24 protein-coding genes and 1 riboswitch are annotated in these 23,143 nt (G+C 71.0%); of the genes, 10 read left to right on the forward strand and 14 right to left on the reverse strand.

Annotation, left to right across the window (positions count from 1 at the left end):
• Positions 1-14: 14 nt before the first annotated feature.
• Positions 15-156: riboswitch (cobalamin riboswitch) on the reverse strand.
• A 34-nt stretch (positions 157-190) separates the two neighbouring features.
• Positions 191-691 carry a GNAT family N-acetyltransferase gene (locus OHA65_RS24870; RefSeq protein ID WP_328763615.1) on the reverse strand — a complete coding sequence of 167 codons (501 nt, stop codon included), beginning with the start codon at positions 689-691 and terminating at the stop codon, positions 191-193.
• A gap of 105 nt (positions 692-796) precedes the next feature.
• On the opposite strand from OHA65_RS24870, the gene OHA65_RS24875 reads away from it, so the two are divergent.
• A complete protein-coding gene (locus OHA65_RS24875; protein ID WP_327285332.1) occupies positions 797-1,354 on the forward strand; it encodes a Uma2 family endonuclease in 558 nt (185 codons plus the stop codon).
• Positions 1,355-1,405: 51 nt separating this feature from the next.
• On the opposite strand, the gene OHA65_RS24880 is transcribed toward OHA65_RS24875, so the two are convergent.
• The 3 genes from OHA65_RS24880 to OHA65_RS24890 all read right to left on the reverse strand — a co-directional run bounded on the left by OHA65_RS24880 (position 1,406) and on the right by OHA65_RS24890 (position 4,716).
• Positions 1,406-1,603 carry a YbdD/YjiX family protein gene (locus OHA65_RS24880; RefSeq protein WP_327285333.1) on the reverse strand — a complete coding sequence of 66 codons (198 nt, stop codon included), beginning with the start codon at positions 1,601-1,603 and terminating at the stop codon, positions 1,406-1,408.
• Positions 1,600-3,753, reverse strand: coding sequence for a carbon starvation CstA family protein (locus OHA65_RS24885; protein ID WP_327285334.1), 2,154 nt, complete (start codon positions 3,751-3,753; stop codon positions 1,600-1,602). Before OHA65_RS24885 ends, OHA65_RS24880 begins: the two co-directional genes overlap by 4 nt.
• Before the next feature lie 198 nt (positions 3,754-3,951).
• Positions 3,952-4,716, reverse strand: coding sequence for a GntR family transcriptional regulator (locus tag OHA65_RS24890; RefSeq protein ID WP_327285335.1), 765 nt, complete (start codon positions 4,714-4,716; stop codon positions 3,952-3,954).
• A 291-nt stretch (positions 4,717-5,007) separates the two neighbouring features.
• Between OHA65_RS24890 and OHA65_RS24895 the strand changes: the two genes are divergently transcribed.
• The 4 genes from OHA65_RS24895 (at position 5,008) to OHA65_RS24910 (ending at position 9,814) form a co-directional block, all read left to right on the forward strand.
• Positions 5,008-6,291, forward strand: a complete 1,284-nt coding sequence (locus tag OHA65_RS24895; RefSeq protein ID WP_327285336.1) for an extracellular solute-binding protein — start codon at positions 5,008-5,010, stop codon at positions 6,289-6,291.
• A gap of 104 nt (positions 6,292-6,395) precedes the next feature.
• The gene (locus OHA65_RS24900) at positions 6,396-7,412 is read left to right on the forward strand and encodes a sugar ABC transporter permease (protein WP_327285337.1); all 1,017 of its coding nucleotides are present in this window, start codon (positions 6,396-6,398) and stop codon (positions 7,410-7,412) included.
• Between the two features lie 53 nt (positions 7,413-7,465).
• Entirely contained in the window at positions 7,466-8,302 is an 837-nt protein-coding gene (locus OHA65_RS24905; protein WP_328765233.1) for a carbohydrate ABC transporter permease, read from the forward strand.
• 6 nt (positions 8,303-8,308) lie between these two features.
• Complete coding sequence (locus tag OHA65_RS24910) at positions 8,309-9,814, forward strand: glycoside hydrolase family 3 protein (RefSeq protein ID WP_328763619.1); 1,506 nt, start codon at positions 8,309-8,311, stop codon at positions 9,812-9,814.
• A 144-nt stretch (positions 9,815-9,958) separates the two neighbouring features.
• On the opposite strand, the gene nagB is transcribed toward OHA65_RS24910, so the two are convergent.
• Both nagB and OHA65_RS24920 read right to left on the reverse strand, forming a co-directional pair.
• On the reverse strand, positions 9,959-10,744 hold the full coding sequence (nagB, locus tag OHA65_RS24915) for a glucosamine-6-phosphate deaminase (RefSeq protein ID WP_327285339.1): 786 nt from the start codon (positions 10,742-10,744) through the stop codon (positions 9,959-9,961).
• A gap of 236 nt (positions 10,745-10,980) precedes the next feature.
• Positions 10,981-11,742, reverse strand: a complete 762-nt coding sequence (locus OHA65_RS24920; protein WP_327285340.1) for an SDR family oxidoreductase — start codon at positions 11,740-11,742, stop codon at positions 10,981-10,983.
• A gap of 86 nt (positions 11,743-11,828) precedes the next feature.
• Between OHA65_RS24920 and OHA65_RS24925 the strand changes: the two genes are divergently transcribed.
• Both OHA65_RS24925 and OHA65_RS24930 read left to right on the forward strand, forming a co-directional pair.
• On the forward strand, positions 11,829-12,437 hold the full coding sequence (locus OHA65_RS24925; RefSeq protein WP_327285341.1) for a TetR/AcrR family transcriptional regulator: 609 nt from the start codon (positions 11,829-11,831) through the stop codon (positions 12,435-12,437).
• Positions 12,438-12,783: 346 nt separating this feature from the next.
• Positions 12,784-14,253: a PAS domain-containing sensor histidine kinase gene (locus OHA65_RS24930; RefSeq protein WP_327285775.1), complete on the forward strand. Its 1,470-nt coding sequence runs from the start codon at positions 12,784-12,786 to the stop codon at positions 14,251-14,253.
• 147 nt (positions 14,254-14,400) lie between these two features.
• On the opposite strand, the gene OHA65_RS24935 is transcribed toward OHA65_RS24930, so the two are convergent.
• Both OHA65_RS24935 and OHA65_RS24940 read right to left on the reverse strand, forming a co-directional pair.
• Positions 14,401-14,658 carry a WhiB family transcriptional regulator gene (locus OHA65_RS24935; RefSeq protein WP_004937597.1) on the reverse strand — a complete coding sequence of 86 codons (258 nt, stop codon included), beginning with the start codon at positions 14,656-14,658 and terminating at the stop codon, positions 14,401-14,403.
• A 322-nt stretch (positions 14,659-14,980) separates the two neighbouring features.
• Complete coding sequence (locus tag OHA65_RS24940) at positions 14,981-15,946, reverse strand: diacylglycerol kinase family protein (RefSeq protein WP_327285343.1); 966 nt, start codon at positions 15,944-15,946, stop codon at positions 14,981-14,983.
• 84 nt (positions 15,947-16,030) lie between these two features.
• Between OHA65_RS24940 and OHA65_RS24945 the strand changes: the two genes are divergently transcribed.
• The gene (locus tag OHA65_RS24945; protein WP_327285344.1) at positions 16,031-16,468 is read left to right on the forward strand and encodes a hypothetical protein; all 438 of its coding nucleotides are present in this window, start codon (positions 16,031-16,033) and stop codon (positions 16,466-16,468) included.
• Between the two features lie 21 nt (positions 16,469-16,489).
• Here the strand turns inward: OHA65_RS24945 and OHA65_RS24950 are convergent, their stop codons facing one another.
• The 3 genes from OHA65_RS24950 to OHA65_RS24960 form a co-directional block, all read right to left on the reverse strand.
• Positions 16,490-17,524 carry an RNA polymerase sigma factor SigF gene (locus OHA65_RS24950; RefSeq protein ID WP_371644745.1) on the reverse strand — a complete coding sequence of 345 codons (1,035 nt, stop codon included), beginning with the start codon at positions 17,522-17,524 and terminating at the stop codon, positions 16,490-16,492.
• Complete coding sequence (locus tag OHA65_RS24955; RefSeq protein ID WP_030153599.1) at positions 17,521-17,934, reverse strand: anti-sigma regulatory factor; 414 nt, start codon at positions 17,932-17,934, stop codon at positions 17,521-17,523. Before OHA65_RS24955 ends, OHA65_RS24950 begins: the two co-directional genes overlap by 4 nt.
• 204 nt (positions 17,935-18,138) lie before the next feature.
• Positions 18,139-18,399, reverse strand: coding sequence for a UBP-type zinc finger domain-containing protein (locus tag OHA65_RS24960; RefSeq protein ID WP_327285346.1), 261 nt, complete (start codon positions 18,397-18,399; stop codon positions 18,139-18,141).
• 75 nt (positions 18,400-18,474) lie between these two features.
• Here OHA65_RS24960 and OHA65_RS24965 point away from each other — a divergent pair, with 75 nt between their 5' ends.
• Together OHA65_RS24965 and OHA65_RS24970 are read left to right on the forward strand one after the other, a co-directional pair.
• Positions 18,475-20,052 carry a Na+/H+ antiporter gene (locus OHA65_RS24965; protein ID WP_327285347.1) on the forward strand — a complete coding sequence of 526 codons (1,578 nt, stop codon included), beginning with the start codon at positions 18,475-18,477 and terminating at the stop codon, positions 20,050-20,052.
• A gap of 82 nt (positions 20,053-20,134) precedes the next feature.
• On the forward strand, positions 20,135-21,079 hold the full coding sequence (locus tag OHA65_RS24970; RefSeq protein ID WP_405762445.1) for a hypothetical protein: 945 nt from the start codon (positions 20,135-20,137) through the stop codon (positions 21,077-21,079).
• Here OHA65_RS24970 and OHA65_RS24975 read toward each other — a convergent pair.
• From OHA65_RS24975 to OHA65_RS24985, 3 genes are read right to left on the reverse strand one after another with little or no spacing between them, the layout of a single operon-like run.
• On the reverse strand, positions 20,980-21,888 hold the full coding sequence (locus tag OHA65_RS24975) for a 1-aminocyclopropane-1-carboxylate deaminase/D-cysteine desulfhydrase (protein ID WP_405762447.1): 909 nt from the start codon (positions 21,886-21,888) through the stop codon (positions 20,980-20,982). The two genes, OHA65_RS24970 and OHA65_RS24975, sit on opposite strands and share 100 nt — an antisense overlap.
• On the reverse strand, positions 21,885-22,376 hold the full coding sequence (locus tag OHA65_RS24980; RefSeq protein WP_328763625.1) for a GNAT family N-acetyltransferase: 492 nt from the start codon (positions 22,374-22,376) through the stop codon (positions 21,885-21,887). The genes OHA65_RS24975 and OHA65_RS24980 overlap by 4 nt, the downstream gene beginning before the upstream one ends.
• A gap of 44 nt (positions 22,377-22,420) precedes the next feature.
• On the reverse strand, positions 22,421-23,011 hold the full coding sequence (locus OHA65_RS24985; protein ID WP_405762449.1) for an N-acetylmuramoyl-L-alanine amidase: 591 nt from the start codon (positions 23,009-23,011) through the stop codon (positions 22,421-22,423).
• Positions 23,012-23,143 lie beyond the last annotated feature (132 nt).

Consider the following 23,143-nt stretch of genomic DNA (forward strand, 5'->3'; position numbering starts at 1 on the left):
ACACCCGGTTCGGTCGAGCCGGGTGCACTGTCGGCAGGTCATCGGACTTGCGGTGACACCAATGGGTGTACTTCATACCGTTGCGGGACAGTTCCGGATTCCCACCGGATTCCCCTGCGACGACAGCGAGGACGAGCATACATGTGGGGGCCGCCTCGTGTGCGACCCCCTAGATGTTGTGTCGGCGTCGCTACAGATCGAGACCGTACGTGAGCAGAGCGAGGCCGGGGACGGGCTCCCAGTCCCGTCCGGGGGTACGGACGAAACCGAGCCGTTCGTAGATCCGGTGGGCCCCGACCATGTCGTCCGTGGTGGACAGCACGAGGCGCCGTACGCCCTCGATCGCGCGGGCGCGGTCGATGCAGGCCCGTACCAACGCCTCCCCGGCGCCCCGCCCGCGACCCTCCCGGGCGACGGCCAGCATCCGGAACTCGGCCTCGCCGGCTCCGGCGATGTCGCACAGCGGGCTCCCGGGCGCGGCGAAGGCCACACCGCCGAGGATCCGCCCGTCGCTCGTCGCGGCGACGAGTATCTCTCCGTCGGCCGCCCGTCCCGCCACGTCCTGCAGCCGCGCGAGGTACGGGTCTTCCTCGCCGAAGGTGAGCAACCCGTCCCCGAGATAGGCCTGCACGGTGATCTCCCCGAGCGTCCCGTACTCCGTCGCCAATGCTTCCCTGATCACGATGTCCATGCGGTCGAGTGTGCCGGACGGCTGTCGGTGCCCGGCGCTATCGTCGGAGACGGCACCGTCGAGAAGGGCGAGCGAGGCACGACCGTGATGACAGACCGGCCCCACATGCTGACTGAGGACTTCGAAGCCGTGGCGCGCATGGCGGCGCGCGAGAGGGAGGGGACACGGCTGGAGTTCATCGACGGGATCATCAGGAGCAAGGCCATGCCGGACGGCGACCACGGGATGATCATCCAGTGGCTCACGCGGATCTGTATGCAGTACCGCCCCGAGCTGTGGCTGCATCCCGGGCAGGGCATCAAGGCCCAGGAGTACCGGGCAGGTCGGGCGATTCCGGATGCGGTGCTCGCACCGGCCAAGGCGTTCGCCGGCCAGGGCGACTGGGTCGACCCCGCCCCGATCCTCATGGCCGTCGAGATGACCTCGTGGGACTCGGACACCCACCGGCGGGACCACGTCGAGAAGCCCCGCGCCTACGCGGAGACGGGCATCCCCGTCTACCTCCTGATCGACCGGGCCAAGTGCGAGATCTCCGTCTACAGCCAGCCCAACGGCCGACGGTACGAGAACACCCGCGTCGTGGCGTACGGCAAGGACGCCGAGCTCCCCGACCCCATCGGCATCACCCTCCAGACCGAGGTCCTCAAGGACTGGGTGCGCTGAGAACGCCCGAGGGCCCCGCCTGCTCGGCGGGGCCCTCGGGTGAGTCAGGGCTCAGCAGCAGCGGAAGCCCTCGCGGGGGTCCGCCTCGCGGGAGTCCGTACGGGCGCGTTCGAAGGCGCGGCGGGTCATGACCCGCGCGTCCGGGTCGTGCGTACGGGCGTGCGCGACGTACCGGTCGTACGCCGCCTCGCCCGAGAACTCCCGTACGAAGTAGCTCACCTTCGTCAGCGCCGCTCGGACGCCGCTCATGCGACGGGCTCCTTCGCGCGGCCGCCGCCCGAGTCCAGGCCGGCGGCGGCGAGCTCGGCGCGCTCCTCGGGCGTCGCGATGAGCCCGGCCGGAGCGACGATCTTCGACTCGGTCCACGGGACCTCGGCCAGGCTGACCGACTCCGGGCTGCGGACGGCCTTGAGGCAGGTCCGCGCGGCGTCCAGCAGCACGATGATGATCAGTGCCGCGAAGAGCGCAGACAGGACGCCGTCGACCGTGGCGTTGGTGACGATGGTGTGCATCTCGCCCGCGTTCTTCGCCGGCGGCAGCACCTTTCCGGCGTCGATGCCGCTCTGGTACTTGTCGCGCTGGGCGAAGAACCCGACCTTCACGTCGTCGGAGAACACCTTCTGGTAGCTCGCGGTGAGCGTGACGGCCACGTCCCAGGCCAGCGGGACGGCGGTCACCCACGCCCACTTGAGTCGCCCGGACTTCACCAGCAGCGTGGTGCAGACGGCCAGGGCCACCGCCGCGAGCAGCTGATTCGCGATCCCGAACAGCGGGAAGAGCTGGTTGATGCCGCCCAACGGGTCCTTGATGCCGACCCACAGGAAGTAGCCCCAGCCGCCGACGACGAGCGCGCTCGCCAGCCACACGCCGGGCTTCCAGCTGATGTCCTTGAAGGGTTTGTACACGTTGCCGAGGGTGTCCTGGAGCATGAACCGGCCGACACGGGTGCCCGCGTCGAGGGTGGTCAGGATGAACAGAGCCTCGAACATGATCGCGAAGTGGTACCAGAACGCCTTCATGCCGGCGCCGCCGACCACGGACGAGAAGATCTCGGACATTCCGAGTGCGAAGGTGGGAGCGCCACCCGTACGGGACAGCAGGCTGGTCTCCTCCACGTCCTTCGCGGCCTGTGCGAGGAACTCGGGGGAGATGGCGAAGCCGAAGTGGGTGACGGCCTGTGAGGCGGTGTCGACCGTGGTGCCGATGACGCCGGCGGGGGAGTTGACCGCGAAGAACAGGCCGGGCTCGATGATGGTGGCCGCGATGATCGCCATGACGGCGACGAAGGACTCGGTCAGCATGGCGCCGTAGCCGATGACCCGGACCTGGGTCTCCTTCTGGATCATCTTCGGGGTGGTGCCGGAGGACACCAGCGCGTGGAAGCCGGACAGGGCGCCGCAGGCGATGGTGATGAAGACGAACGGGAACATCGACCCGGCGAAGACCGGCCCGTCCCCGCGGGCGGCGAAGTCGGTGACCGCGGGCATCTTCAGGGTCGGCATCGCCAGCACCACGCCCACCGCCATGAGCGCGATGGTGCCCACCTTCATGAAGGTGGAGAGGTAGTCGCGGGGCGCGAGGAGCATCCACACCGGCAGCACCGAGGCGATGAAGCCGTACGCGACCATCCACAGGACGAGCGTCTCCTTCTCCAGGGTGAAGGTGCTCGCCAGCGAGGAGTCGGCGACCCAGCCGCCCGCGACGATGGCGAGCAGCAGGAGCGCGACGCCGATGACGGAGATCTCGGTGACCCGGCCCGGCCGCAGCACGCGCAGGTAGAAGCCCATGAAGAGCGCGATGGGGATGGTCATGCCGATGGAGAAGACGCCCCAGGGGGAGTGCGCCAGCGCGTTGACGATGACCAGGGCGAGCACAGCCAGCAGGATGATCATGATGGCGAACACGGCGACCAGGGCGGCGGCTCCGCCGACGGGGCCGATCTCGTCCCGGGCCATCTGGCCGAGGGAGCGCCCGTCGCGGCGGGTGGAGAAGAAGAGGGTGACCATGTCCTGGACGGCGCCCGCGAAGATGACGCCGGCGACGATCCAGATGGTGCCCGGCAGGTAGCCCATCTGCGCGGCGAGGACGGGGCCGACCAGGGGGCCGGCTCCGGCGACGGCGGCGAAGTGGTGGCCGAACAGCACCCGGCGGTCGGTGGGGTGGAAGTCGACGCCGTTGTCGAGGCGTTCGGCCGGGGTGGCCCGCGTCTTGTCGACCTTCAGGACGCGGTCGGTGATGAAGCGCGCGTAGAAGCGGTAGCCGATGGCGTACGAGCCCAGCGCGGCGGCGAGCAGCCAGGCCGCGGAGATCTCCTCGCCGCGGGAGAGGGCGAGGATGCCCCAGCCGAGGGCCCCGACGAGGCCGACGAGGACCCAGACGGCGATCGACTTGGGAGTCATGCCCCCGGAGCCCTCTGGTGCGGAGGGCGAGTCCGCCGTGCCCGGACTCGCCGCGTTCCGTTCTGTACCTGTTGCTTCCGGTTCCGGCATGATCCTCGTCCCCTCGTTGATCATCTGCGTAAGCGCAGGGAATCTACGGGGGCCCGCCCGGTGAACGTAAGCCCCCGTCCGCATAGCGGAACGAGAGTCAACTACGAATCACACGGCGGGGCGCTGGAGTCGGGCGACGAACTTGTAACGATCGCCGCGGTACACCGACCGTACCCACTCGACGGGTTCGCCGTCGGCGTCCAGCGAGTGTCGGGAGAGCATCAGCATCGGCAGGCCGACGTCGGTGCCCAGCAGGCCCGCCTCGCGCGGGGTGGCGAGGGAGGTCTCGATGGTCTCCTCGGCTTCCGCGAGCCGTACGTCGTACACCTCGGCGAGGGCGGTGTAGAGGGAGGTGTACTTGGCCAGCGAGCGGCGCAGCGCGGGGAAGCGCTTGGCCGAAAGGTGAGTGGTCTCGATGGCCATGGGCTCACCGCTGGCGAGGCGCAGCCGCTCGATGCGCAGCACCCGGCCGCCCGCGGCGATCTTGAGGAGCCCGGCGAGGGTGTCGTCGGCCGTCACGTAGCCGATGTCGAGGAGTTGGGAGGTGGGCTCCAGCCCCTGGGCCCGCATGTCCTCCGTGTACGAGGACAGTTGGAGCGGCTGTGAGACCTTCGGTTTCGCGACGAAGGTGCCCTTGCCCTGGATGCGCTCCAGTCGACCCTCGACGACGAGCTCCTGGAGCGCCTGGCGCACGGTGGTCCGCGAGGTGTCGAATTCGGCCGCGAGCGTGCGCTCCGGCGGCACCGGTGTGCCGGGGGGCAGTGTTTCCGTCATGTCGAGCAAGTGCCGCTTGAGTCGGTAGTACTTGGGCACACGCGCCGTGCGAGTGGCCGCCCCGCCTTCCGGCTCCGTGGTCGCCCCTTCGGTGGACATCGCCGCCCGCCTTCCCGACTCCAGTTTCGCTGCCGTCACCGGCTCCTCCGATATGTGCGGTCACATCGTGACACGGGTGGGAGGACAGGCCTCCTCCCTCCCCCAGGTGTCGGTCCGGTAACGGACCGATCACCCGCTCATTAGACCCTTGACACCCCTAAAGGTCTAGGCCAAGCTCCGGTTACTGGTCTAAACCAATATGGATCAGATCCCGGCCCCACGGGCAGTACTTGGTGCATGTCACCGCGGCGGGCGAGGGAAGTTGCAGGCAGCATCCCTGAGGAGGGTGGCGTGAAGCGCAAGCTCATCGCGGCGGTCAGTGTCGCGGGCATGATGGTCGGAGTCGCGGCGTGCGGCAACGGCGGCGACGACAAGGGGAAGACCGACGCGGGCGGCGCCAAGGAGATCACCGTCTGGGTGATGGACGGTTCCGCGCCGAAGGCCTGGATCGACGAGGTCAACAAGGAGTTCTCGGCCAAGCACCCCGGTGTCACCGTAAAGGTCGAGGAGCAGCAGTGGAAGGGCATTCAGGAGAAGGTCACCACGGCCCTCTCCGAGAACACCCCGCCGGACGTCCTTGAGCTCGGCAACACCCAGACCGCCGGCTACGCCGTCACCGGCGGCCTCGCCGACCTCACCAAGGACAAGGCCAAGCTCGGCGCCGACGCCTGGCAGAAGAGCATGCTCGCCTCGGCCGAGTACGACGGCAAGCTCTACTCCGCTCCCTGGTACGCGGCCAACCGCGTCGTCGTGTACGACAAGAAGGCCTTCGCCAAGGCCGGTGTCACCCCGCCGACCACCCGCGACGAGTGGATCGCCGGCCTCGACAAGCTGAAGGCCGCGGACCCCTCCACGCAGCCGATCTACCTCCCCGGCCAGAGCTGGTACGTGCTCGCCGGCTTCATCTGGGACGAGGGCGGCGAGCTCGCCGTCAAGGACGGCGACAAGTGGAAGGGCGGCCTCGGCACGCCCCAGGCCGCCTCCGCGATGGACTTCTACAAGAAGCTCCAGGCCTACTCCACCGCTCCGAAGGACAAGGACGAGGCCACCCCGCAGCAGTCCACCGACATCGTCCCCAAGGGCGGCGTCGCCTCCTGGATCGGTCTCGGCTGGGAGGCCGGCGGTGCGGAGAAGGCCCTGAAGGACGCGGGCAAGGAAGCCGACTTCGGCTACTTCCCGATCCCGGGCAAGACCGCCGACAAGCCGGGCACCGTCTTCCTCGGCGGCTCGAACCTCGCCGTCGCCGAGCGCTCCAAGAACAAGGAGCTCGCCAAGGAGTGGCTGGCCCTCGCCGCCGGCAAGGACCAGATGACGAAGTACGCGGCCGAGGTCAAGGGCGCGCTGCTCCCGAACCAGTCCGGCGCGAACTTCGCCCCCGCCGCGGGCTCCTTCGCCGAGGCGATGGGCAAGGGCGGCGTCAACGGCCGCATCACCCCGGTCACCCCGGGCTGGGCGAACGTCGAGACCGAGCCCAACCCGCTCAAGGAGTTCATGACCAAGGTCCTCAAGGGTGAGGACGCCGCCAAGGCGGGCGCGGACGCGGACAAGGAAATCGCGAGCCGCATCAACAAGTAGCACGTAGCACCGGGGGTGCGGACGGCCGCCCACGCGCCCGCCGCACCCCCGGTCGCGCATGACAGACCTGTGCGACGCCCGACCGCAGCCGAGGTAGCCAAGACATGACCGTGCACTCCCAGGGAGCGGCGACCGCTCCACAGGACGCACCACCGAAGTCCGCCGGACGGCAGCAGCCGCCGCCCAAGACCACCGGGAGCACCCCGTCGGCTCCCCGCCGGGGCAGAAAGCCGCTCCCCTCGGGCTGGCTGCCGTACCTCCTGATCGGGCCCGCGGTCCTCAGCCTGGCCACGCTGCTGCTGTACCCGTTGGCCAAGAACGTGATCCTGTCGTTCCAGAAGGTCGACAAGATCGAGTTCATCCAGCGGAAGGCGCCCTTCAACGGGGTCGAGAACTACACCCAGCTGCTGGGCGACTCCCACTTCTGGACCGTCGTCGTCCGCACCTTCGCCTTCACCGCGGCCAACGTCGCACTGATCATGCTGATCGGCAGCCTGCTGGGCATCCTGCTGAACCGCCTCGGCACGTGGATGCGCCTGGTCCTGTCGATGGCCCTGGTGATGGCCTGGGCCATGCCGATCGTCGCGTCCGTCACCGTCTTCCAGTGGCTGTTCGACGAGCAGTTCGGCGTCATGAACTGGGTCATGCGCAGCCTCGGCTTCTCCGGCTACGAGCAGCACAACTGGTTCGAATCCGGGTTCTCCACCCTGGTGATCGTCACCGTCCTGGTGGTCTGGGGATCCGTCCCCTTCGTCGCCCTCAACATGTACGCCGGCCTGACCACGGTCAGCGGCGAGCTGTACGAGGCCGCGCGGATGGACGGCGCCAACGGCTGGCAGACGTTCTGGCAGGTCGTCTTCCCGAACCTCAAGCCGTTCTTCCTCGTCACCACGTTCCTTGAGGTGATCTGGGTCTTCAAGGCCTTCACCCAGGTCTACGCGATGAACCGCGGCGGCCCCGACCGCGCCTCCGAGACCCTGCCCGTCTTCGCCTTCGTCGAGGGCCAGAGCCAGGGCCACTACGCGCTCGCGGCAGCGATCTCCGTCCTGACGATCGTGATGCTCGTGATCGTCATGTCCTTCTACTTCCGCCTGATCCTGAAGCAGGAGGAGGAGCAGTGAGCACCACCACCGCGCCGAAGCCCGCGCCCGCCGCGCCGAAGCCCGCCCAGCGCCTGCGCACGCGCCGCCCGCTGCGCCCCGCCGCCGTCGTGAAGAACCTGGGCGCCCTCGCCCTCGCCGTGGTCTTCGTCTTCCCCGTCTACTGGATGTTCTCCTCGGCCCTCAAGCCGTCCGGGCAGATCCTCTCCAAGGACCCCGTCTTCGTCTTCACCCCGACGCTCGACAACTTCACGAAGGCCACCGGCGTCGATCTGTTCTGGACGTACGTGGGCAACAGCCTGCTCGTCACCGTCGGCGCCGTCGCCCTGGCCCTGGTCGTGGCCCTCGCCGCGAGCTTCGCCATCGCCCGCATGAAGTTCAAGGGCCGCAAGGGCCTGGTGCTCGGTGTGATGATGGCGCAGATGGCCCCCTGGGAGGTCATGGTCATCGCGATGTACATGATCGCCCGCGACGCCGACATGCTGAACAGCCTCCCGCTGCTGACCGCGATCTACTTCGTGATGGTCCTGCCCTTCACCATCTGGACCCTGCGCGGCTTCATCGCCGCCGTCCCGGTGACGCTGGAGGAGGCCGCCCAGATCGACGGCTGCACCCGCGGCCAGGCCTTCCGCAAGGTGATCTTCCCGCTGCTGGCCCCCGGCCTGATGTCCACCTCGCTCTTCGGATTCATCACCGCCTGGAACGAGTTCGCGATGGTCCTGATCCTCAACAAGGACAAGACCGCGCAGACCCTGCCCCTGTGGCTGACCCAGTTCCAGAGCGCCTTCGGCAACGACTGGGGCGCCACCATGGCCGCGTCCTCGCTGTTCGCGGTCCCGGTCCTGGTGATCTTCGTCTTCCTCCAGCGCAAGGCCGTCGGCGGCATGACCGCCGGCGCCGTGAAGGGATAACGGCCCATGACAGTCCTTGCGCACCGCACCACGGCGTCCGGTTCGGACGACCGGCTCGGCCGGGACGCCCTCGCCGTCCTTCAGCCCGGCTTCGAGGGCACCACCGCCCCCGCCTGGCTGCTCCGCCGGATCGGCGAAGGGCTCACCGCCGTCGGCCTCTTCGGCCGCAACATCGCCTCGCCCGAGCAGCTCGCCGCGCTCACCGCGCAGCTGCGCGCCGAGCGGGACGACGTCCTCGTCGCCATCGACGAGGAGGGCGGCGACGTCACCCGCCTGGAGGTCCGCGGCGGCTCCTCCTTCCCCGGCAACCTGGCCCTCGGCGCCGTCGACGACACCGCGCTCACCCGGGACGTCGCCCGCGAGCTGGGCCGCCGGCTCGCCGAGTGCGGGGTCAACCTCAACTGGGCCCCGTCCGCCGACGTCAACTCCAACCCGGACAACCCCGTCATCGGCGTCCGGTCCTTCGGAGCCGACACCGACCTCGCCGCCCGGCACACCGCCGCCTACGTCGAGGGCCTCCAGGCCGCCGGCGTCGCCGCGTGCACCAAGCACTTCCCGGGCCACGGCGACACCAACGTCGACTCGCACCACGCCCTGCCGCGCATCGACGTGGACCCCGACACCCTCCAGGCCCGCGAGCTGGTCCCGTTCAGGGCCGCCATCGAAGCCGGCAGCAAGGCCGTGATGAGCGCGCACATCCTCGTGCCCGCCCTCGACCCGACCCGCCCGGCCACGCTCAGCCCGCAGATCCTGACCGGCCTCCTGCGCAAGGAGCTCGGCTACGAGGGCCTGATCGTCACCGACGGCATGGAGATGAACGCCATCGCCGGGACGTACGGCATCGAGCGGGGTTCGGTCCTCGCCATCGCGGCCGGCGCCGACGCGATCTGCGTCGGCGGCGGACTCGCCGACGAGGCCACGGTGCTCCGGCTGCAGGCCGCCCTGGTCGCGGCCGTACGGGAGGGCGCGCTCCCGGAGGAGCGGCTCGCCGACGCCGCCGCCCGGGTACGGGCGCTGGCCTCATGGACCCGGCGGGCCCGGGCCGCCGCCGCGCCGGGCGCGCCGGAGGGGGGCGCGCCCGGCATCGGCCTGGCGGCGGCCCGCCGCGCGGTGGTCGTCTCCGGCGCCGCCGCGCCCGTGAGCGCCCCGTACGTCGCCACGCTCGCGCCCGTCGCGAACATCGCGGTCGGGGACGAGACCCCGTGGGGCGTGGCCGCCGAACTGGCCGCGCTGGTGCCGGGGACCGCCTCCGGGGTGTTCCCGGAGGGGGCCACGGCCGCGGACGTCCTGGCCGCGGCGGGCGGGCGCACCGTCGTGGTGGTGGTCCGCGACGCGCACCGGCACCCGTGGATGACGGCGGCCCTGGACGCGCTGGTCGCGGCCCGCCCGGACACCGTCGTCGTCGAGATGGGAGTACCGCGGGCCGAGCCCCGCGGAGCCCTGTACATCGCGACCCACGGCGCCTCGCGGGTCTGCGGCAGGGCGGCGGCGGAGCTGATCGCCGGGGTCTGACCAGCCCCGGAGCTCCCGGTCCGCCCTGTCCCGCGCCCCCCGGACGCCTCGTCCCGGGGGCGTGGGCATGCCCGGGCGGATGCCGGAAGGGCCGGGCTCCCCGACGGGAGCCCGGCCCTTCCTCGCGCGTGGGGGAGGTGCCGCCTAAAGCCCCTGCCACGCGGGCTTGTCGGCGTACGCGTGCCGGAAGTAGTCCGCCAGCTTCAGCTTGGACGCGGCGGCCTCGTCCACGACCACGGTCGCGTGCCGGTGCAGCTGCAGCGCGGAGGCCGGGACCAGCGCGGACAGCGGACCCTCGACGGTCTGTGCGACGGCTTCGGCCTTGCCCTCGCCGGTGGCGAGCAGCACCAGGTGGCGGGCGTCGAGGATGGTGCCGATGCCCTGGGTGATGACGTGGTGCGGGACCTGGTCCAGGTCGTCGTCGAAGAAGCGCGCGTTGTCGACGCGGGTCTGCTCGGTGAGCGTCTTGATCCGGGTGCGGGACGCGAGCGAGGAACAGGGCTCGTTGAAGCCTATGTGCCCGTCCGTGCCGATGCCGAGCAGCTGGAGGTCCACGCCGCCCGCCTCCGCGAGGGCGCGGTCGTACGCCTCGCACGCGGCGACGATGTCCGCGGCAGAGCCGTCCGGGCCCATGAAGGAGGCCTCGGACAGGCCGAGCGGCTCGACGACCTCGCGGAGCACGACGGCGCGGTAGGACTCGGGGTGGCCGGCCGGCAGGCCGACGTACTCGTCGAGCTGGCAGATGCGGGCCTCGCCGGCGTCGACCTCGCCGGCCTTCACCTTCGCGGCCAGGGCTTCGTAGACGGGCAGCGGGGTAGAGCCGGTCGCCACGCCGAGCAGGGCGTCGGGCTTGCGGCGGACCAGGGCGGCCATGGCCTCCGCGATGAGCTCGCCGCCTGCCTTGGCGTCCGGGACGATGACAACTTCCACGCGGGGCCTGCCGATCTGGAGTGGGACGGAGTGTGTGGTATAGACCAATCTAGCAGAGGCGGGGCCTCCTGCGGCCGGTCTTGCACCCCCTTCCATCGTGATCCGGTCACCCGCCCCCGGCCTCCCGGTGCCACGAGGCGCAGGCGTGACCCCCTCGTACTGCGCGCCGCCCGCGCGAAGGGGGGCGCGGTCCGCGGGCCGCCGGTCGGAGCGGCCCGCGGACCGTGCGCCTGCGGTCAGAGCAGCGACAGCTGGAGGCCGCCCGTCGCGTCCAGGTGCTGGCCCGTCACCCAGCGCGAGTCGGCCGAGGCCAGGAAGGCCACCACGTCGGCGACCTCCGAAGCCGTGCCCACCCGGCCGAAGACGGAACGCGAACTCGCGTGCGCCCGCGCCGCGGGGTCCGCCAGCCAGGCCGCGTTGAGGTCGGTGTCCGTGATGCCGGGGCCCACCGAGTTCACGGTGATCCCGCGCGGGGCCAGCTCGGCCGCCAGCGACCGGGTCAGGGCGTTCACCGCGCCCTTGGCGGTGATCGTCGCCAAGATCGCGGGCAGGGCGATGTCCGGGGTGCCGGTCACGTTCACGATCCGGGCCCCGTCGGGCAGCCGCGCCAGTCCGTGCTTGATCACGAAGAACGGCGCCTTCGCGTTGAGCGCGTGCACCCGGTCGTACGTCTGCTCGTCGGTGTCCGCGATGCCGGCGAACGTGGCGGCGCCCGCGTTGTTCACCAGGACGTCGACCGTGTCGGTGTGCTGCGGGTGCGCCTCGTAGGCCGCCCACAGTGCCTGCGCGTCGCCCGGGACCCCGAGCTCGGCCCTGATCGCGAACGCCCGGCCGCCGGCCGCTCCGATCGCGGCGACCGTGTCCTTCGCCGCCGCTTCGTCCCGCCCGTAGTGCACGGCGACCAGCGCCCCGTCGCGGGCGAGCCGTTCGGCCACCGCCCGTCCGATGCCCCGGCTGCCGCCCGTGACCAGTGCCGTCTTCCCCTTGAGCACGCCCATGACGCGCCCCCCTTCAGAATTTGCTAGTGGTCGCTACAGAAAGGGACCGTACCAGATTACGTAACGCCCGCTATAGAATGAGGCCCATGGTGACCGGACAGCGGGGCAGGCCCCGCTCCTTCGACCGCGACGCCGCCCTCGACAAGGCGATGCTCGCCTTCTGGGAGCGCGGCTACGAGGCAACCTCGATCTCCGATCTGACCGCCTCGCTCGGCATCAGCGCGCCCAGCCTGTACGCCGCCTTCGGTGACAAGCGCAAGCTCTTCGACGAGGTCGTGGTGGTCTACGGCGGCCGGTACGCCGATTTCGCGGGCGCGGCCCTGGCCGAGGAGCCCACCGCCGGGGCCGGTCTGCGGCGCGTCCTGCGCGAGGCGGCGGAGATCTACACCGACCCGGCCCACCCGCCGGGCTGCCTGGTGATCAGCGCGGCCGTCAACACCACCTCGGAGGAGGTGGCCCGGGCCCTGCGCGAGCGCCGCGAAGCCAACCTGGAGATGTTCGAGCGCCGGATCCGGGCGGACGTCGCCGCCGGCGTGCTGCCCGCCGGTACGGACGCCCGGGCGCTCGCCCGCTACGCGCTGGCGGTGCTCGTGGGGATGTCCCAGCAGTCGCGCGACGGGGCGGGCCGGGAAGAACTGGAAGCGGTAGCGGAGCTCGCGATGGGAGCCTGGCCGGGAATTTCCGCCGCCCCGTGAGTTCCTCTGGGCCACGGTGCCGGGACGGGACCCTCAGCCCGTCCGGCACCGTAGCCCGGAGTACTTACGGCCGGCAGGTGTGCGGTTCCCGTCGGCCGTTGGGAGGTGCCCGCGCGGTCAGGGCAGAGCGCGCGGCTTACCTCGATCCGTCCTCCTGTGCGGGGAGGGCGGAAGTATCAATCAATTGTGGACTAGACCATTCTGTTCTGTCCATCCAATGGCGGGCTCTGCCATCCCGTCACTTCCTCCAACAGTACGCGGATGGAGCCCCTCCTGGATACTCCTGAGTAGTCGCCGTGGGGAAAGTCATGGCCCATACCCGGGGTACGCTCGCCACGTGCCCTCCATGAACGACCTCGTACGCCAGCACACCGCTCTCAGTGAAACCGACCTGGAGTGGCTCCACCTGCTGGTCTCGGAGTGGCAGCTGCTCTCCGACCTGTCCTTCGCCGACCTCGTGCTGTGGGTCCCCACCCTCGACGGCACCCGGTACGTCTCGGTCGCACAGATGCGCCCCAACACCGGCCCCACCTCGTACCAGGACGACATGGTCGGCCATCTGGTTCCGCGCGGCCGGCGCCCGCTGCTGGACGCCGCGCTCGACGAGGGCCGCATCGTGCGCGAGGGCGACCCGGAATGGCGCGAGGAGGTGCCCGTCCGCGTCGAGTCCATTCCGGTGCGACGCGAGGGCCGGGTGCTGGGCGTGATCGCGCGCAACACCAACTTGCTCACTGTGCGTACACCCAGCCGACTGGAGCTCACCTACCTCCAGTCCGCCTCCGACCTGGCCCAGATGATCGCGGCCGGCTCCTTCCCGTTCCCCGGGCAGCAGGTCGACATGGACGCCTCCCCGCGCGCCGGGGACGGCCTGATGCGGCTCGACGCCGACGGCGTGGTCACGTACGCGTCCCCGAACGCCCTCTCCGCCTACCACCGGCTCGGCCTCGCCGCCGACCTCGTCGGCCAGCACCTCGGCACCACCACCGCCGAACTCGCCCCCTCCCGGGGCCCCGTGGACGAGGCGATCGTCAAGCTCGCCAGCGGCTGGGCCCCGCGCGAGACCGAGGTCGAGGGCAACGGCGGGGTCATCCAGCTGCGCGCCATCCCGCTCAAGCCCAAGGGCACCCGGATCGGCTCCCTCGTCCTGTGTCGGGACGTCACGGAACTGCGCCGTCGCGAACGCGAATTGATCACCAAGGACGCGACCATCCGGGAGATCCACCACCGGGTGAAGAACAACCTCCAGACCGTGGCCGCGCTGCTGCGGTTGCAGGCCCGCCGGATGGATTCCGAGGGCGGCCGCGAGGCCCTCAACGAGGCCGTGCGTCGCGTCGGTTCGATCGCGATCGTGCACGAGACGCTCTCTCAGAACCTCGACGAGCGCGTCGAGTTCGACGAGATCGCCGACCGGGTGATCGCGATGGTCGCGGAGATCTCGCCGGGCAAGGTGGAGTGCCGGCGCACCGGCCGGTTCGGAATCCTGGACGCAGAGGTCGCCACTCCGCTGTCGATGGTGCTGACGGAGATCCTCCAGAACGCCCTGGAACACGCCTTCACCCAGGGGGAGGGCGGCCGGGTCGAGGTGTCCGCGACCCGCGCCGGCTCCGGCCGGGCGGACGGCCGGCTGCTGATCACGGTGCTCGACGACGGATCCGGCCTGCCCGAGGGCTTCGACCCGCAGCGGGCCGGCAACCTCGGCCTCCAGATCGTCCGGACCCTGGTGGAGGGCGAGCTCGGCGGCACGTTCGACATGCTCCGGGCCGAGCCGCGCGGCACCAAGGTCGTCCTCGACATCCCGGCCAGCCCGCAGAAGTAGCGGCGCACTCGTCACGCAGCGTGACGCAGTGGACCCCGGACAGCACTGAGCCCCGGACCGAAACTTCTCGGTCCGGGGCTCAAGAGCACGTTGCTGAGCGCTTGTCTGGTGTTGCTACGCGCTGCGTCGAGGCTCGAAAGTCGATGTTCAGGCGGTTGCGTTGCGCGCCCGATTGCGAGCGGCGCGGCGCTTCATCGCGCGGCGCTCGTCCTCGCTGAGACCGCCCCAGACGCCGGAGTCCTGACCGGACTCAAGCGCCCACTGCAGGCACTGCTCCATGACGGGGCAGCGGCGGCAGACGGCCTTGGCTTCCTCGATCTGCAGCAGCGCAGGACCGGTGTTGCCGATGGGGAAGAAGAGTTCCGGGTCTTCCTCGCGGCAAACGGCGTTGTGACGCCAGTCCATGGCTGCTCCATCTCCTTGTATTGCGGGCAGGTTGCTTGTGAATGTGAACGCTTTCACGAATCCCCCCGTGAGGGAAGGGCGACCGCCCAGTTTCCTGGAAGGTCAGTCAGGGACTCGTGGAGGGGTTCTGGCGGTCTGTGTGGGTGCCGGGTTCTGCGGGCTGTCCCGATCGCCATGAAGAGATTCGCAAACCTCGGACGGGGATACAACCCCTTCCGGAAAGTTTTTTTTGATTCGTCGGTGTCTACTAGGTCACAGCCCTACATCGTGAGGGTGGACCGGCGTGTAAACGTTCGAGTGAAAGGACTTTAGGCCCTTCCACTCACACAATCACACGCAGTGCACGGCGTACGCCTGTGAACCGAACGCTGGTGCGCAGGCCGAGGTGGTCTCCGTCCATCTGGAACGGAAGCGGAACCTTCGAATGCAAGGTGAAGTCGGTCAGATCGTGCAGAGACACTGCGTGCTTGCCGCGCGGACCGCGCTCAGGAGTCGAGGTCAGGAGCTGTGTCGCGTAGCGGGCGACCGCCGGAGTTGACAAACGATTGAGCGCCAATACGTCAAGTGCGGTATCGAACGACGCCTCCGGAGAGGCGTAAAGCGGACGATTGCCCAGATATGTCCACGGCGAGGTGTTGCAGACTATCGACAGCACCAGATCCGTGACGGGATCCGCGCCGGGGCGCTCCAGCGTCACCGGGCCGTGGCGCCGGTTCGGCTCGTCCCAGAACTGGCGCATGAGCTGTCGTACGTACAGGGCGTGCGTCGAACGCTTGCCGCGCTCCCGCTGCTGCTCCACCCGGCCCACCACGCCCGCGTCGAAACCGAACCCCGCGCAGAACGTGAACCAGCGCGCCGGAACCGACTCGTCCTCCGTGCCCGGGGTACCGGCCGCCAGGCCCAGGCCCACCGTCCGCTCGCGCTGCTCGCGCAGTGCGTCCAGCAGGGCGCCGGTCGCCTCGACCGCGTCGTTGGGCAGGCCGAGCGCGCGGGCGAACACGTTGGTCGAGCCGCCGGGGACCACCGCCAGCCGGGGCAGCCGCTCCGGATCCGGCCCGTCGTGCAGCAGCCCGTTGACCACCTCGTTGACCGTGCCGTCGCCGCCGAGCGCCACGACGAGGTCGATACCGTGTTCGGCCGCCCGGCGGGCCAGGTCCCGGGCGTGCCCGCGGTACTCGGTGGTCACCGCCTCCAGCTTCATTTCGCTGGCCAGGGCGTGGGTCAGGACGTCGCGCGTGCGCGCACTGGTGGTCGTTGCTGCTGGATTGGCCACGAGAAGTGCACGCATGACCGCCAGCCTACCGACCCGTCCACAGGCCGCCCATACTGCCCGTCCCCTCCGGGGGTGCGGGCGCGCGGCTACCCTGCTGGGGTGAGTACGAAGCCCACCCCCGCCCCGGCCGAGCCGACCGCCCCGCTGCCCGGACGGCTCACCGCCGCCGCCGCGCTGACCGCCCTGGAGGGCCTCGCGCTGGCCGGCCTCGGTGTCTACATGCTGGTCGTGGGCATCGCCGGCGACCCCGATTCCCCGCAGCAGGCCGAGACGGGCGGGATCACCCTGCTCGCACTCGCCGCGCTGCCGCTGATCGCGGCGCGCGGGCTGCGGCTGGGCCGGCGCTGGAGCCGCGGGCCCGCGCTGATCACCCAGCTGATGGCGCTGCCGGTGGCGTGGACCCTGTACTCGACGGGTGGGGCGATGATCGCCGCCGCCGTGGCACTGGCGGTGGCCGCGGTGGCCGTCGTGGCCCTGCTGGTGAACCCGACGGCGACCGACGCGCTGGGAATCGGGCCCGGCGAGCAGACCCGATAGCCCCGACGGCCCGTACCGCCCCTACTCCTCGACGAGGAGCTTCTCGCGCAGCTGGGCCAGGGTGCGGGCCAGCAGGCGGGAGACGTGCATCTGGGAAATGCCGACCTCCTGCGCGATCTGCGACTGGGTCATGTTGCCGAAGAACCGCAGCAGCAGGATCCGCTTCTCCCGCGGAGGCAGTCCCTCCAAGAGCGGCTTGAGCGACTCGCGGTACTCGACGCCCTCCAGCGCCTCGTCCTCCGCGCCCAGGGTGTCCGCCACCGCCGGCGACTCGTCGTCGGTGTCGGGGACGTCCAGGGAGAGAGTGCTGTAGGCATTGGCCGATTCCAGCCCCTCCAGCACCTCCTCCTCGGAGATCCCGAGCCGCTCCGCGAGCTCGTGCACCGTGGGGGAGCGGCCGTGCTGCTGGGACAGCTCCGCCGTGGCCGTGGTCAGCGAGAGCCGCAGCTCCTGAAGACGCCGGGGCACGCGCACGGCCCAGCCCTTGTCCCGGAAGTGCCGCTTGATCTCGCCGACCACGGTCGGGGTCGCGTACGTGGAGAACTCGACCCCGCGGTCCGGATCGAACCGGTCCACCGACTTGATCAGGCCGATGGTGGCGACCTGGGTCAGGTCGTCCAGCGGCTCACCACGGTTGCGGAACCGCCGGGCGAGGTGCTCGACCAGCGGCAGGTGCATCCGTACGAGCCGGTTGCGCAGCTCCGCCTTCTCCACCGAGCCGTCGGGCAGTGCCCGCAGCTCGATGAACAGGGCCCGCGCGCCGCTGCGGTCGCGCGGATCGGGCAGCACCGCGGGCACCGGCAGCACGGGTGCCGCCGCCGGTTCCGCGTCCGGGGCCGTGGCAGCGACCCCGGGTGGCTGTGAGGATTGTGGTTCTTCTTGCTGGTTCTCGCTCATAGGGCCCGCCCGTCGCTCCGCCGAGTCCAAAAAGCCGTCTTCCGCATCCGCGTCAGCCGGGTGCGGCCGGGCGTGCTGCTGCTCCGGGATGCCGCCGTCGACCTCGTGCCGTACCCGGGGCCGATCCCCGCCCCGCACCGGGATCTCCCCGCCGTTCACGCCGGGCCTGGACCCGCGCCGCGCTGTTTGTAGAGGCTGATGCTCACCGTCCGGTCCTCCTCGACCGTGGACTCGACCTTGCCGGCCAGCGCCGACAGGACGGTCCAGGCGAACGTGTCGCGCTCCGGCGCGCGCCCGTCCGTGGTCGGTGCGGAGACCGTCACCTCCAGCGAGTCGTCGACCAACCGGAACACGCAGCTGAGGACGGAGCCCGGCACGGCCTGTTGGAGCAGGATCGCGCAGGCCTCGTCCACCGCGATGCGGAGGTCCTCGATCTCGTCGAGGGTGAAGTCCAAACGTGCCGCGAGGCCGGCCGTGGCCGTTCGCAGCACCGACAGGTAGGCACCCGCAGCGGGCAGCCGGACTTCCACGAAGTCCTGGGTCCCGGGCTCGCCTGCGATCTGGGACACCCTCACCTCCAAGGTGGTACGAGCTCTGTTCGCCGGTGACGCTATCGCGATCCGGGCGATCGTGTCGCGGCACCCCTGATGGCGCCCGTTTCAGGCACCCCCGCCCACGGCCAGTGACTGATGGTAAGCCCATGGGTACGCACAGTGGCTAGGGGTCTGCGGGCCCAAATCAGGGGAACCGGCGGAGGGTTGAACTACCCCGCTTCAGACGATCGAACCGTCGACAAAACACCATCGCCACGTCTCGCCCGGCTCGAAGCTTCGCATGATCGGATGGCCGCTGCTCTGATAATGCGCGGTGGCGTGCCGGTGCGGGGAGGAATCGCAGCACGCCACGTACCCGCACCCCAGGCACATCCGCAACTGCACCGGATGGCTGCCCAGTACCTGACATTCGGGGCAGGTCAGGGCAGTCGGGACAGGCTCGGGGCGCGGCAGTTCGGGAACGTGGGTGCACTCGCTCATGATGGCCAGCGTACTGACGTACGGGCGCCGCAGGACGAATTCCGATCAGCGACGACGAGCGAGGGTGGATCTTCGATGGAGGTATTGCCGCTGGTGGCGCTGGTGGCGGGCAGCGCGATCGTGGCCGGGGCCGCCCGCTGGACCAGGGTGCCCGCGCCGCTGCTGCTGGTCGCCGCCGGACTGATGGCCTCGTACATCCCGGGCGTGCCCTCGTACGCCCTCGATCCGCACATCGTGTTGCCCCTGCTGCTCCCGCCGCTGCTCTACACGGCCGCGGTGGACAGCTCCTACCTGGACCTGCGGGCGAACATCCGGCCCGTCGCACTGCTGTCGGTCGGGTACGTGCTCTTCGCGACGGTCGCCGTGGGGTACGCGGCGTACCTGGTGGTGCCGGGACTGTCGCTGCCGGTGGCGCTGGTGCTGGGCGCGGTGATCGCGCCGCCCGACGCGGTGGCCGCGACGGCGATCGCCCGCAAGCTCGGGCTGCCGAACCGGATCACCACCATCCTGCAGGGCGAGTCCCTCGTGAACGACGCCACCGCGATCACCGCGTACAAGGTGGCGCTGGCCGCGGCGGTCGGGGTGAGCGCCGGCTGGGCGGGCGGGATCGCGGAGTTCCTACTGGCCTCGGTGGGCGGTGTGGGCGTGGGCCTCGTGCTGATGGTGCCGATCCACCACCTGCGCAAGCGGCTGCAGGAGCCGCTGCTGCAGAACACCCTGTCGCTGCTGATCCCGTTCGTGGCGTACGCGGCGGCCGAGCGGGTGCACGCTTCGGGCGTGCTCGCGGTGGTCGTGGTGGCGCTGTACCTCGGGCACCGCAACTGGCAGGTGGACTTCGCGACCCGGCTCCAGGAGGAGGCGGTGTGGAAGATGATCGCCTTCATCCTTGAGTCGGTGGTCTTCGCGCTGATCGGCCTCCAGCTGCCGGTGGTCCTGAAGGGGGTCGCGGAGTACGAGGGCTGGGACGCGGCCTGGTACGCGCTGGCGGTGTTCCTGGCGGTGGTGGTCGCACGCTTCGTCTGGGTGTTCCCGGCCACGTTCGTGCCGCGGCTGTCGGAGCGGATCCGGACGCGGGAACCGGACACCACCTGGAAGGCTCCGGTGATCGTCGGCTGGGCGGGGATGCGCGGGGTGGTCTCGCTGGCGATCGCCTTCTCGGTGCCGATCAGCGTGCCGCACCGGAACCTGATCCTGTTCCTGACCTTCACGACGGTGATCGGCACGCTCGTGGTGCAGGGGCTGACGCTGCCGCCGCTGATCCGGCTGCTGCGGCTGCCCCCGCGGGACCTGCACGCGCAGACCCTGGCGGAGGCGCAGGCCCAGAGCGAGGCCTCGCGGTCGGCGGAGGACCGGCTGGCGGAGATGCTGGCCGAGCCGGAGAACGCGCTGCCGCCGCCGCTGGCGGAGCGGCTCCGTACGGTGATGGAGCGCCGGCGCAACGCGGTGTGGGAGCGGCTGGGCGAGGTCAACCCGACCACCGGCGAATCGGCGGACGACGTCTACCGGCGCCTGGCGCGGGAGATGATCGCGGCCGAACGCGAGGTGTTCGTGGACCTGCGCGACCACCGCCAGATCGACGACGAGATGCTGCGGGGCCTGCTGCGCAGGCTGGACCTGGAGGAGGCGGCGGCCTACCGCGAGGACGCGGCCTGACCCTGCCGGCCCCCCCGTCCGGGGGAGCGGGACGGTCCCGGGGGCTGACGCGCGGGGCCGGCGCCGCCGCGAGGCTCGGGGCATGACATCGAGAAGTCGGTGGGCCGCCGTTGCGGGTCCCGCGGGGCTCGCGGCCGGCGTGTCGGGGTGGGGGCCGCCGCTCGCGGCGTGGCCCCTGACCGCAGCGGCGGCCGTGGCCGCGGTGGCCGTCGCGGCTCGGACGGCTCGGCTGCGGTCGCTGTCGTGGGCGGCGTGCGCGCTGTCCGCCGCCTCGGGGTGCCTGCTGCTGATGGACGTGATCGCGCTGCTGTTCGGGCAGCCGCCGGACAGTTGGACGGGCGCCGCCCTGTACGCCCTGGGGTTGGCGGGCGCGGTGCTGTCGGGCGCCGCGGCGGGCCGGGGCCGCGGCCGGGACGCTGCTGCGCCGGGACGGCCGGGCCGCTGGATCGCGTACGTGGGGGTGCTGAGCTTCGTGCCGTACGCGGCGATGAAGCTCACCTGGGCCCTGGGCGGCACCTTCGGCGGCATCACCGGGGCCGAGATGCTCACCGCGTACGAGCGCAACGGCGCGTCCGGGCTGTGGATGACGCTGGAGCGGTGGGGCTTGGACGGCACGGTGCTGATGGCGCTGATCGGGATCCTGCTGCTGTTCTGCCCGATCCGCCCGTGGGGCCTGCGCCTGCCGCGCTGGCTGCCGCTGACCCCGGCGCTGATCGGCGCGGGCACCCTGGTCCCGTACGGCCTGCTGGGGCTCGGTTACCTGGCGCTGGTCCGGCTGGGCGTGGCAGCCCCCTCCGCCAGGGGACCTCCCGTCCGCGGGCGACGGCCTGCTGGTGGGGTGGATCGGGAACGCTGCCTTCGCGGGCTACGGTCTGGCGCTCCTCGCGGCCACCCGCTGGTACTGGCACGCCACCCGCGCCGGACGGGTCACGGGCGGCCGGTGACGACGGCCGCCAGGGTGGTGCCCGCGGGGAAGGCGCCCGACTCCGTGAGGGCGGCCAGGGCCCAGAGCAGCTTGGCCACGTAGATCCGCTCGACCGGGAACCCGTGCCGCTCCTCGAAGTCGGCGGCGAACGCGTCCAGCAGGGCGGGGACGCGGGCGTAGCCGCCGTGGTGGAAGCCCTCGGCCAGGCTCCAGTCCCCGGCCGGGCCGCCGAAGGCCGCCTGCTGGAGGGAACGTATCTCCGCCCCGAGGAACCCGCCCGCCAGGACGGGAACGCCCAGCGCCCGCTGGCCCGGGGCCAGTCCGGCCGCGATTCCCGCCAGGGTGCCGCCCGTGCCGCAGGCCACCGCGACGACGTCGGACGTGCCCCGCAGCTCGCGCCCGAGCTCCGCGCACCCGTGCAGGGCGAGGGCGTTGCTGCCGCCCTCGGGGACGACGTACGAGGCGGCCGCGCCGGCCTGCGCCAGCAGCCGGGCCAGCACCTCGGGTTCGGCCTTGCGGCGGTACTCCGAGCGCGTGACGAAGTGCAGCCGCATGCCGTCCGCCGCGCACCGGGCCAGGGAGTCGTTGAGGGGCCGGCCGGCGAGCTCGTCACCGCGGACGATCCCGACGGCGGGGATCCCCAGCAGCCGCCCGGCCGCGGCGGTGGCCCGCAGGTGGTTCGAGTACGCCCCGCCGAAGGTCGCCACGCCGGGGAAGCCCCCGGTGACGGCGGCCCGCAGGTTCGGCGCGAGCTTGCGCCACTTGTTGCCGGGCAGCTCGGGATGGACGAGGTCGTCCCGCTTCAGCAGCAGCCGCACCCCGTACCGCTCGAACCGCTCGTCCCGCACTTCGAGCAGCGGCGAGGGCGGGCGCGGCTGCAAGAGCGCGTCGGGGTTCGCGGGACGGTTCACCCGTCCATTGTGGCGTCCTCGGTGTTCCGGGCGGCGGCGCAGGGCACGCGGAGGTGGACGTACGGGACCGTCGCACCCGGGAGGACGTAGCGCTCCGATTCCTCGAAGCCGTGGGAGCGGGCGAAGCGCAGGCCGTCCTCGTTGGAGCCCAGGACGATCGTCTCGATCGTGTCGGGGGCGGGGACGAGTGCGCGTGCTTGGTCGAGGCCGTGGGCGTAGAGGGCGGTGCCGAAGCCCTGCCCGCGGTGCGCGGGCAGGATCCGGGCGATCACGGTGGCCACCGACGGGGCGTCGGCCGTGGGCCGGCGCACGGTCATGCAGCCGACGAGCACGTCGCCGAGGTAGGCGACGTCCAGGAGGTGGCGCCCGGCGCGCTCGCGCACTTCTCGAAGGCTCAGGGCGTCCGGGGGAATGATCACGTTGTGGACGTGCCGCCAGTCCTGGAGGGAGGCTTCGCCGGCCACCCGTTCGATGCGAAGATCAGCCATCGGGTCAGGGAAGCGGGTCGATCACGGGGTGTCAACCGCATTCGTCAGTTGAGGCGTTCACCGACCCGGGCCCGGAACGCGTCCATCGTGAAGCCCTTCGGGTCGATCTTGCCGGGCTGCCATTCGCGGTGGCCGATCACCGAGCGCTCGGTCCAGCCGTGGACGCGGCACAGGGCTGCCGCGGCGCGGACCATGGCGTCGAGCTGGACCTCCGGCCAGAGGTCGTCGCCGTCGCCGAGGTTCTCGCACTCGAAGCCGTAGAAGTGCCGGTTGCCGTCGGTGTTCGCCCGACGGTCCGGCGGGAGCCGCTTCTCGGCGATCACTGCCGCCAGGACGTCGGAATCGCCCGCCCCGGCGTGGTTGGCGCGGCCGTAGCCGACCAGGTGGACCCGGCCGTCCTTGGTGATCACGCCGTGGCACAGCGGGCCGGGCAGGTCCTCGTCGCCGTCGCGGCAGAGCGCGACGGTGAACGCGGTGCCGTGCGTGACGGTGTGGTGGATCATCACCCCGTTCACCGGGCCCCACGGGCCCTTGTGGTTGCGGTTGTGGGTGCGCCAGGCGCCGACCTCGACGACGGTCAGACCCTCGTTCCGCAGTGCTCCGATGAAGCGGTCCGCGGACATGGGTGCGGACATGGCCGCCTCCTCTCCGGGTGCACGGTGGTCACCTTTCGTGTCCACCTCGTTGCTCTCCGGTGTAATGGAGGCGGTCCTTCCGGGCTAGTGCGTTCGTACAGTGAGCGAGCCGATCCGGACACTCGTCCCGAC

The organism is Streptomyces sp. NBC_00045 (genome assembly GCF_045041095.1).
Classification (GTDB): domain Bacteria; phylum Actinomycetota; class Actinomycetes; order Streptomycetales; family Streptomycetaceae; genus Streptomyces.

What these genes read in the sequence shown, in the direction of transcription:
- OHA65_RS24870 (WP_328763615.1), bottom strand. Translation starts at nt 691, where the DNA reads ATGGACATCGTGATCAGGGAAGCATTGGCGACGGAGTACGGGACGCTC.
- OHA65_RS24875 (WP_327285332.1), top strand. Translation starts at nt 797, where the DNA reads ATGCTGACTGAGGACTTCGAAGCCGTGGCGCGCATGGCGGCGCGCGAG.
- OHA65_RS24880 (WP_327285333.1), bottom strand. Translation starts at nt 1,603, where the DNA reads ATGAGCGGCGTCCGAGCGGCGCTGACGAAGGTGAGCTACTTCGTACGG.
- OHA65_RS24885 (WP_327285334.1), bottom strand. Translation starts at nt 3,753, where the DNA reads ATGACTCCCAAGTCGATCGCCGTCTGGGTCCTCGTCGGCCTCGTCGGG.
- OHA65_RS24890 (WP_327285335.1), bottom strand. Translation starts at nt 4,716, where the DNA reads ATGTCCACCGAAGGGGCGACCACGGAGCCGGAAGGCGGGGCGGCCACT.
- OHA65_RS24900 (WP_327285337.1), top strand. Translation starts at nt 6,396, where the DNA reads ATGACCGTGCACTCCCAGGGAGCGGCGACCGCTCCACAGGACGCACCA.
- OHA65_RS24910 (WP_328763619.1), top strand. Translation starts at nt 8,309, where the DNA reads ATGACAGTCCTTGCGCACCGCACCACGGCGTCCGGTTCGGACGACCGG.
- OHA65_RS24920 (WP_327285340.1), bottom strand. Translation starts at nt 11,742, where the DNA reads ATGGGCGTGCTCAAGGGGAAGACGGCACTGGTCACGGGCGGCAGCCGG.
- OHA65_RS24925 (WP_327285341.1), top strand. Translation starts at nt 11,829, where the DNA reads ATGGTGACCGGACAGCGGGGCAGGCCCCGCTCCTTCGACCGCGACGCC.
- OHA65_RS24930 (WP_327285775.1), top strand. Translation starts at nt 12,784, where the DNA reads ATGAACGACCTCGTACGCCAGCACACCGCTCTCAGTGAAACCGACCTG.
- OHA65_RS24935 (WP_004937597.1), bottom strand. Translation starts at nt 14,658, where the DNA reads ATGGACTGGCGTCACAACGCCGTTTGCCGCGAGGAAGACCCGGAACTC.
- OHA65_RS24940 (WP_327285343.1), bottom strand. Translation starts at nt 15,946, where the DNA reads ATGCGTGCACTTCTCGTGGCCAATCCAGCAGCAACGACCACCAGTGCG.
- OHA65_RS24960 (WP_327285346.1), bottom strand. Translation starts at nt 18,399, where the DNA reads ATGAGCGAGTGCACCCACGTTCCCGAACTGCCGCGCCCCGAGCCTGTC.
- OHA65_RS24965 (WP_327285347.1), top strand. Translation starts at nt 18,475, where the DNA reads ATGGAGGTATTGCCGCTGGTGGCGCTGGTGGCGGGCAGCGCGATCGTG.
- OHA65_RS24970 (WP_405762445.1), top strand. Translation starts at nt 20,135, where the DNA reads ATGACATCGAGAAGTCGGTGGGCCGCCGTTGCGGGTCCCGCGGGGCTC.
- OHA65_RS24980 (WP_328763625.1), bottom strand. Translation starts at nt 22,376, where the DNA reads ATGGCTGATCTTCGCATCGAACGGGTGGCCGGCGAAGCCTCCCTCCAG.
- OHA65_RS24985 (WP_405762449.1), bottom strand. Translation starts at nt 23,011, where the DNA reads ATGTCCGCACCCATGTCCGCGGACCGCTTCATCGGAGCACTGCGGAAC.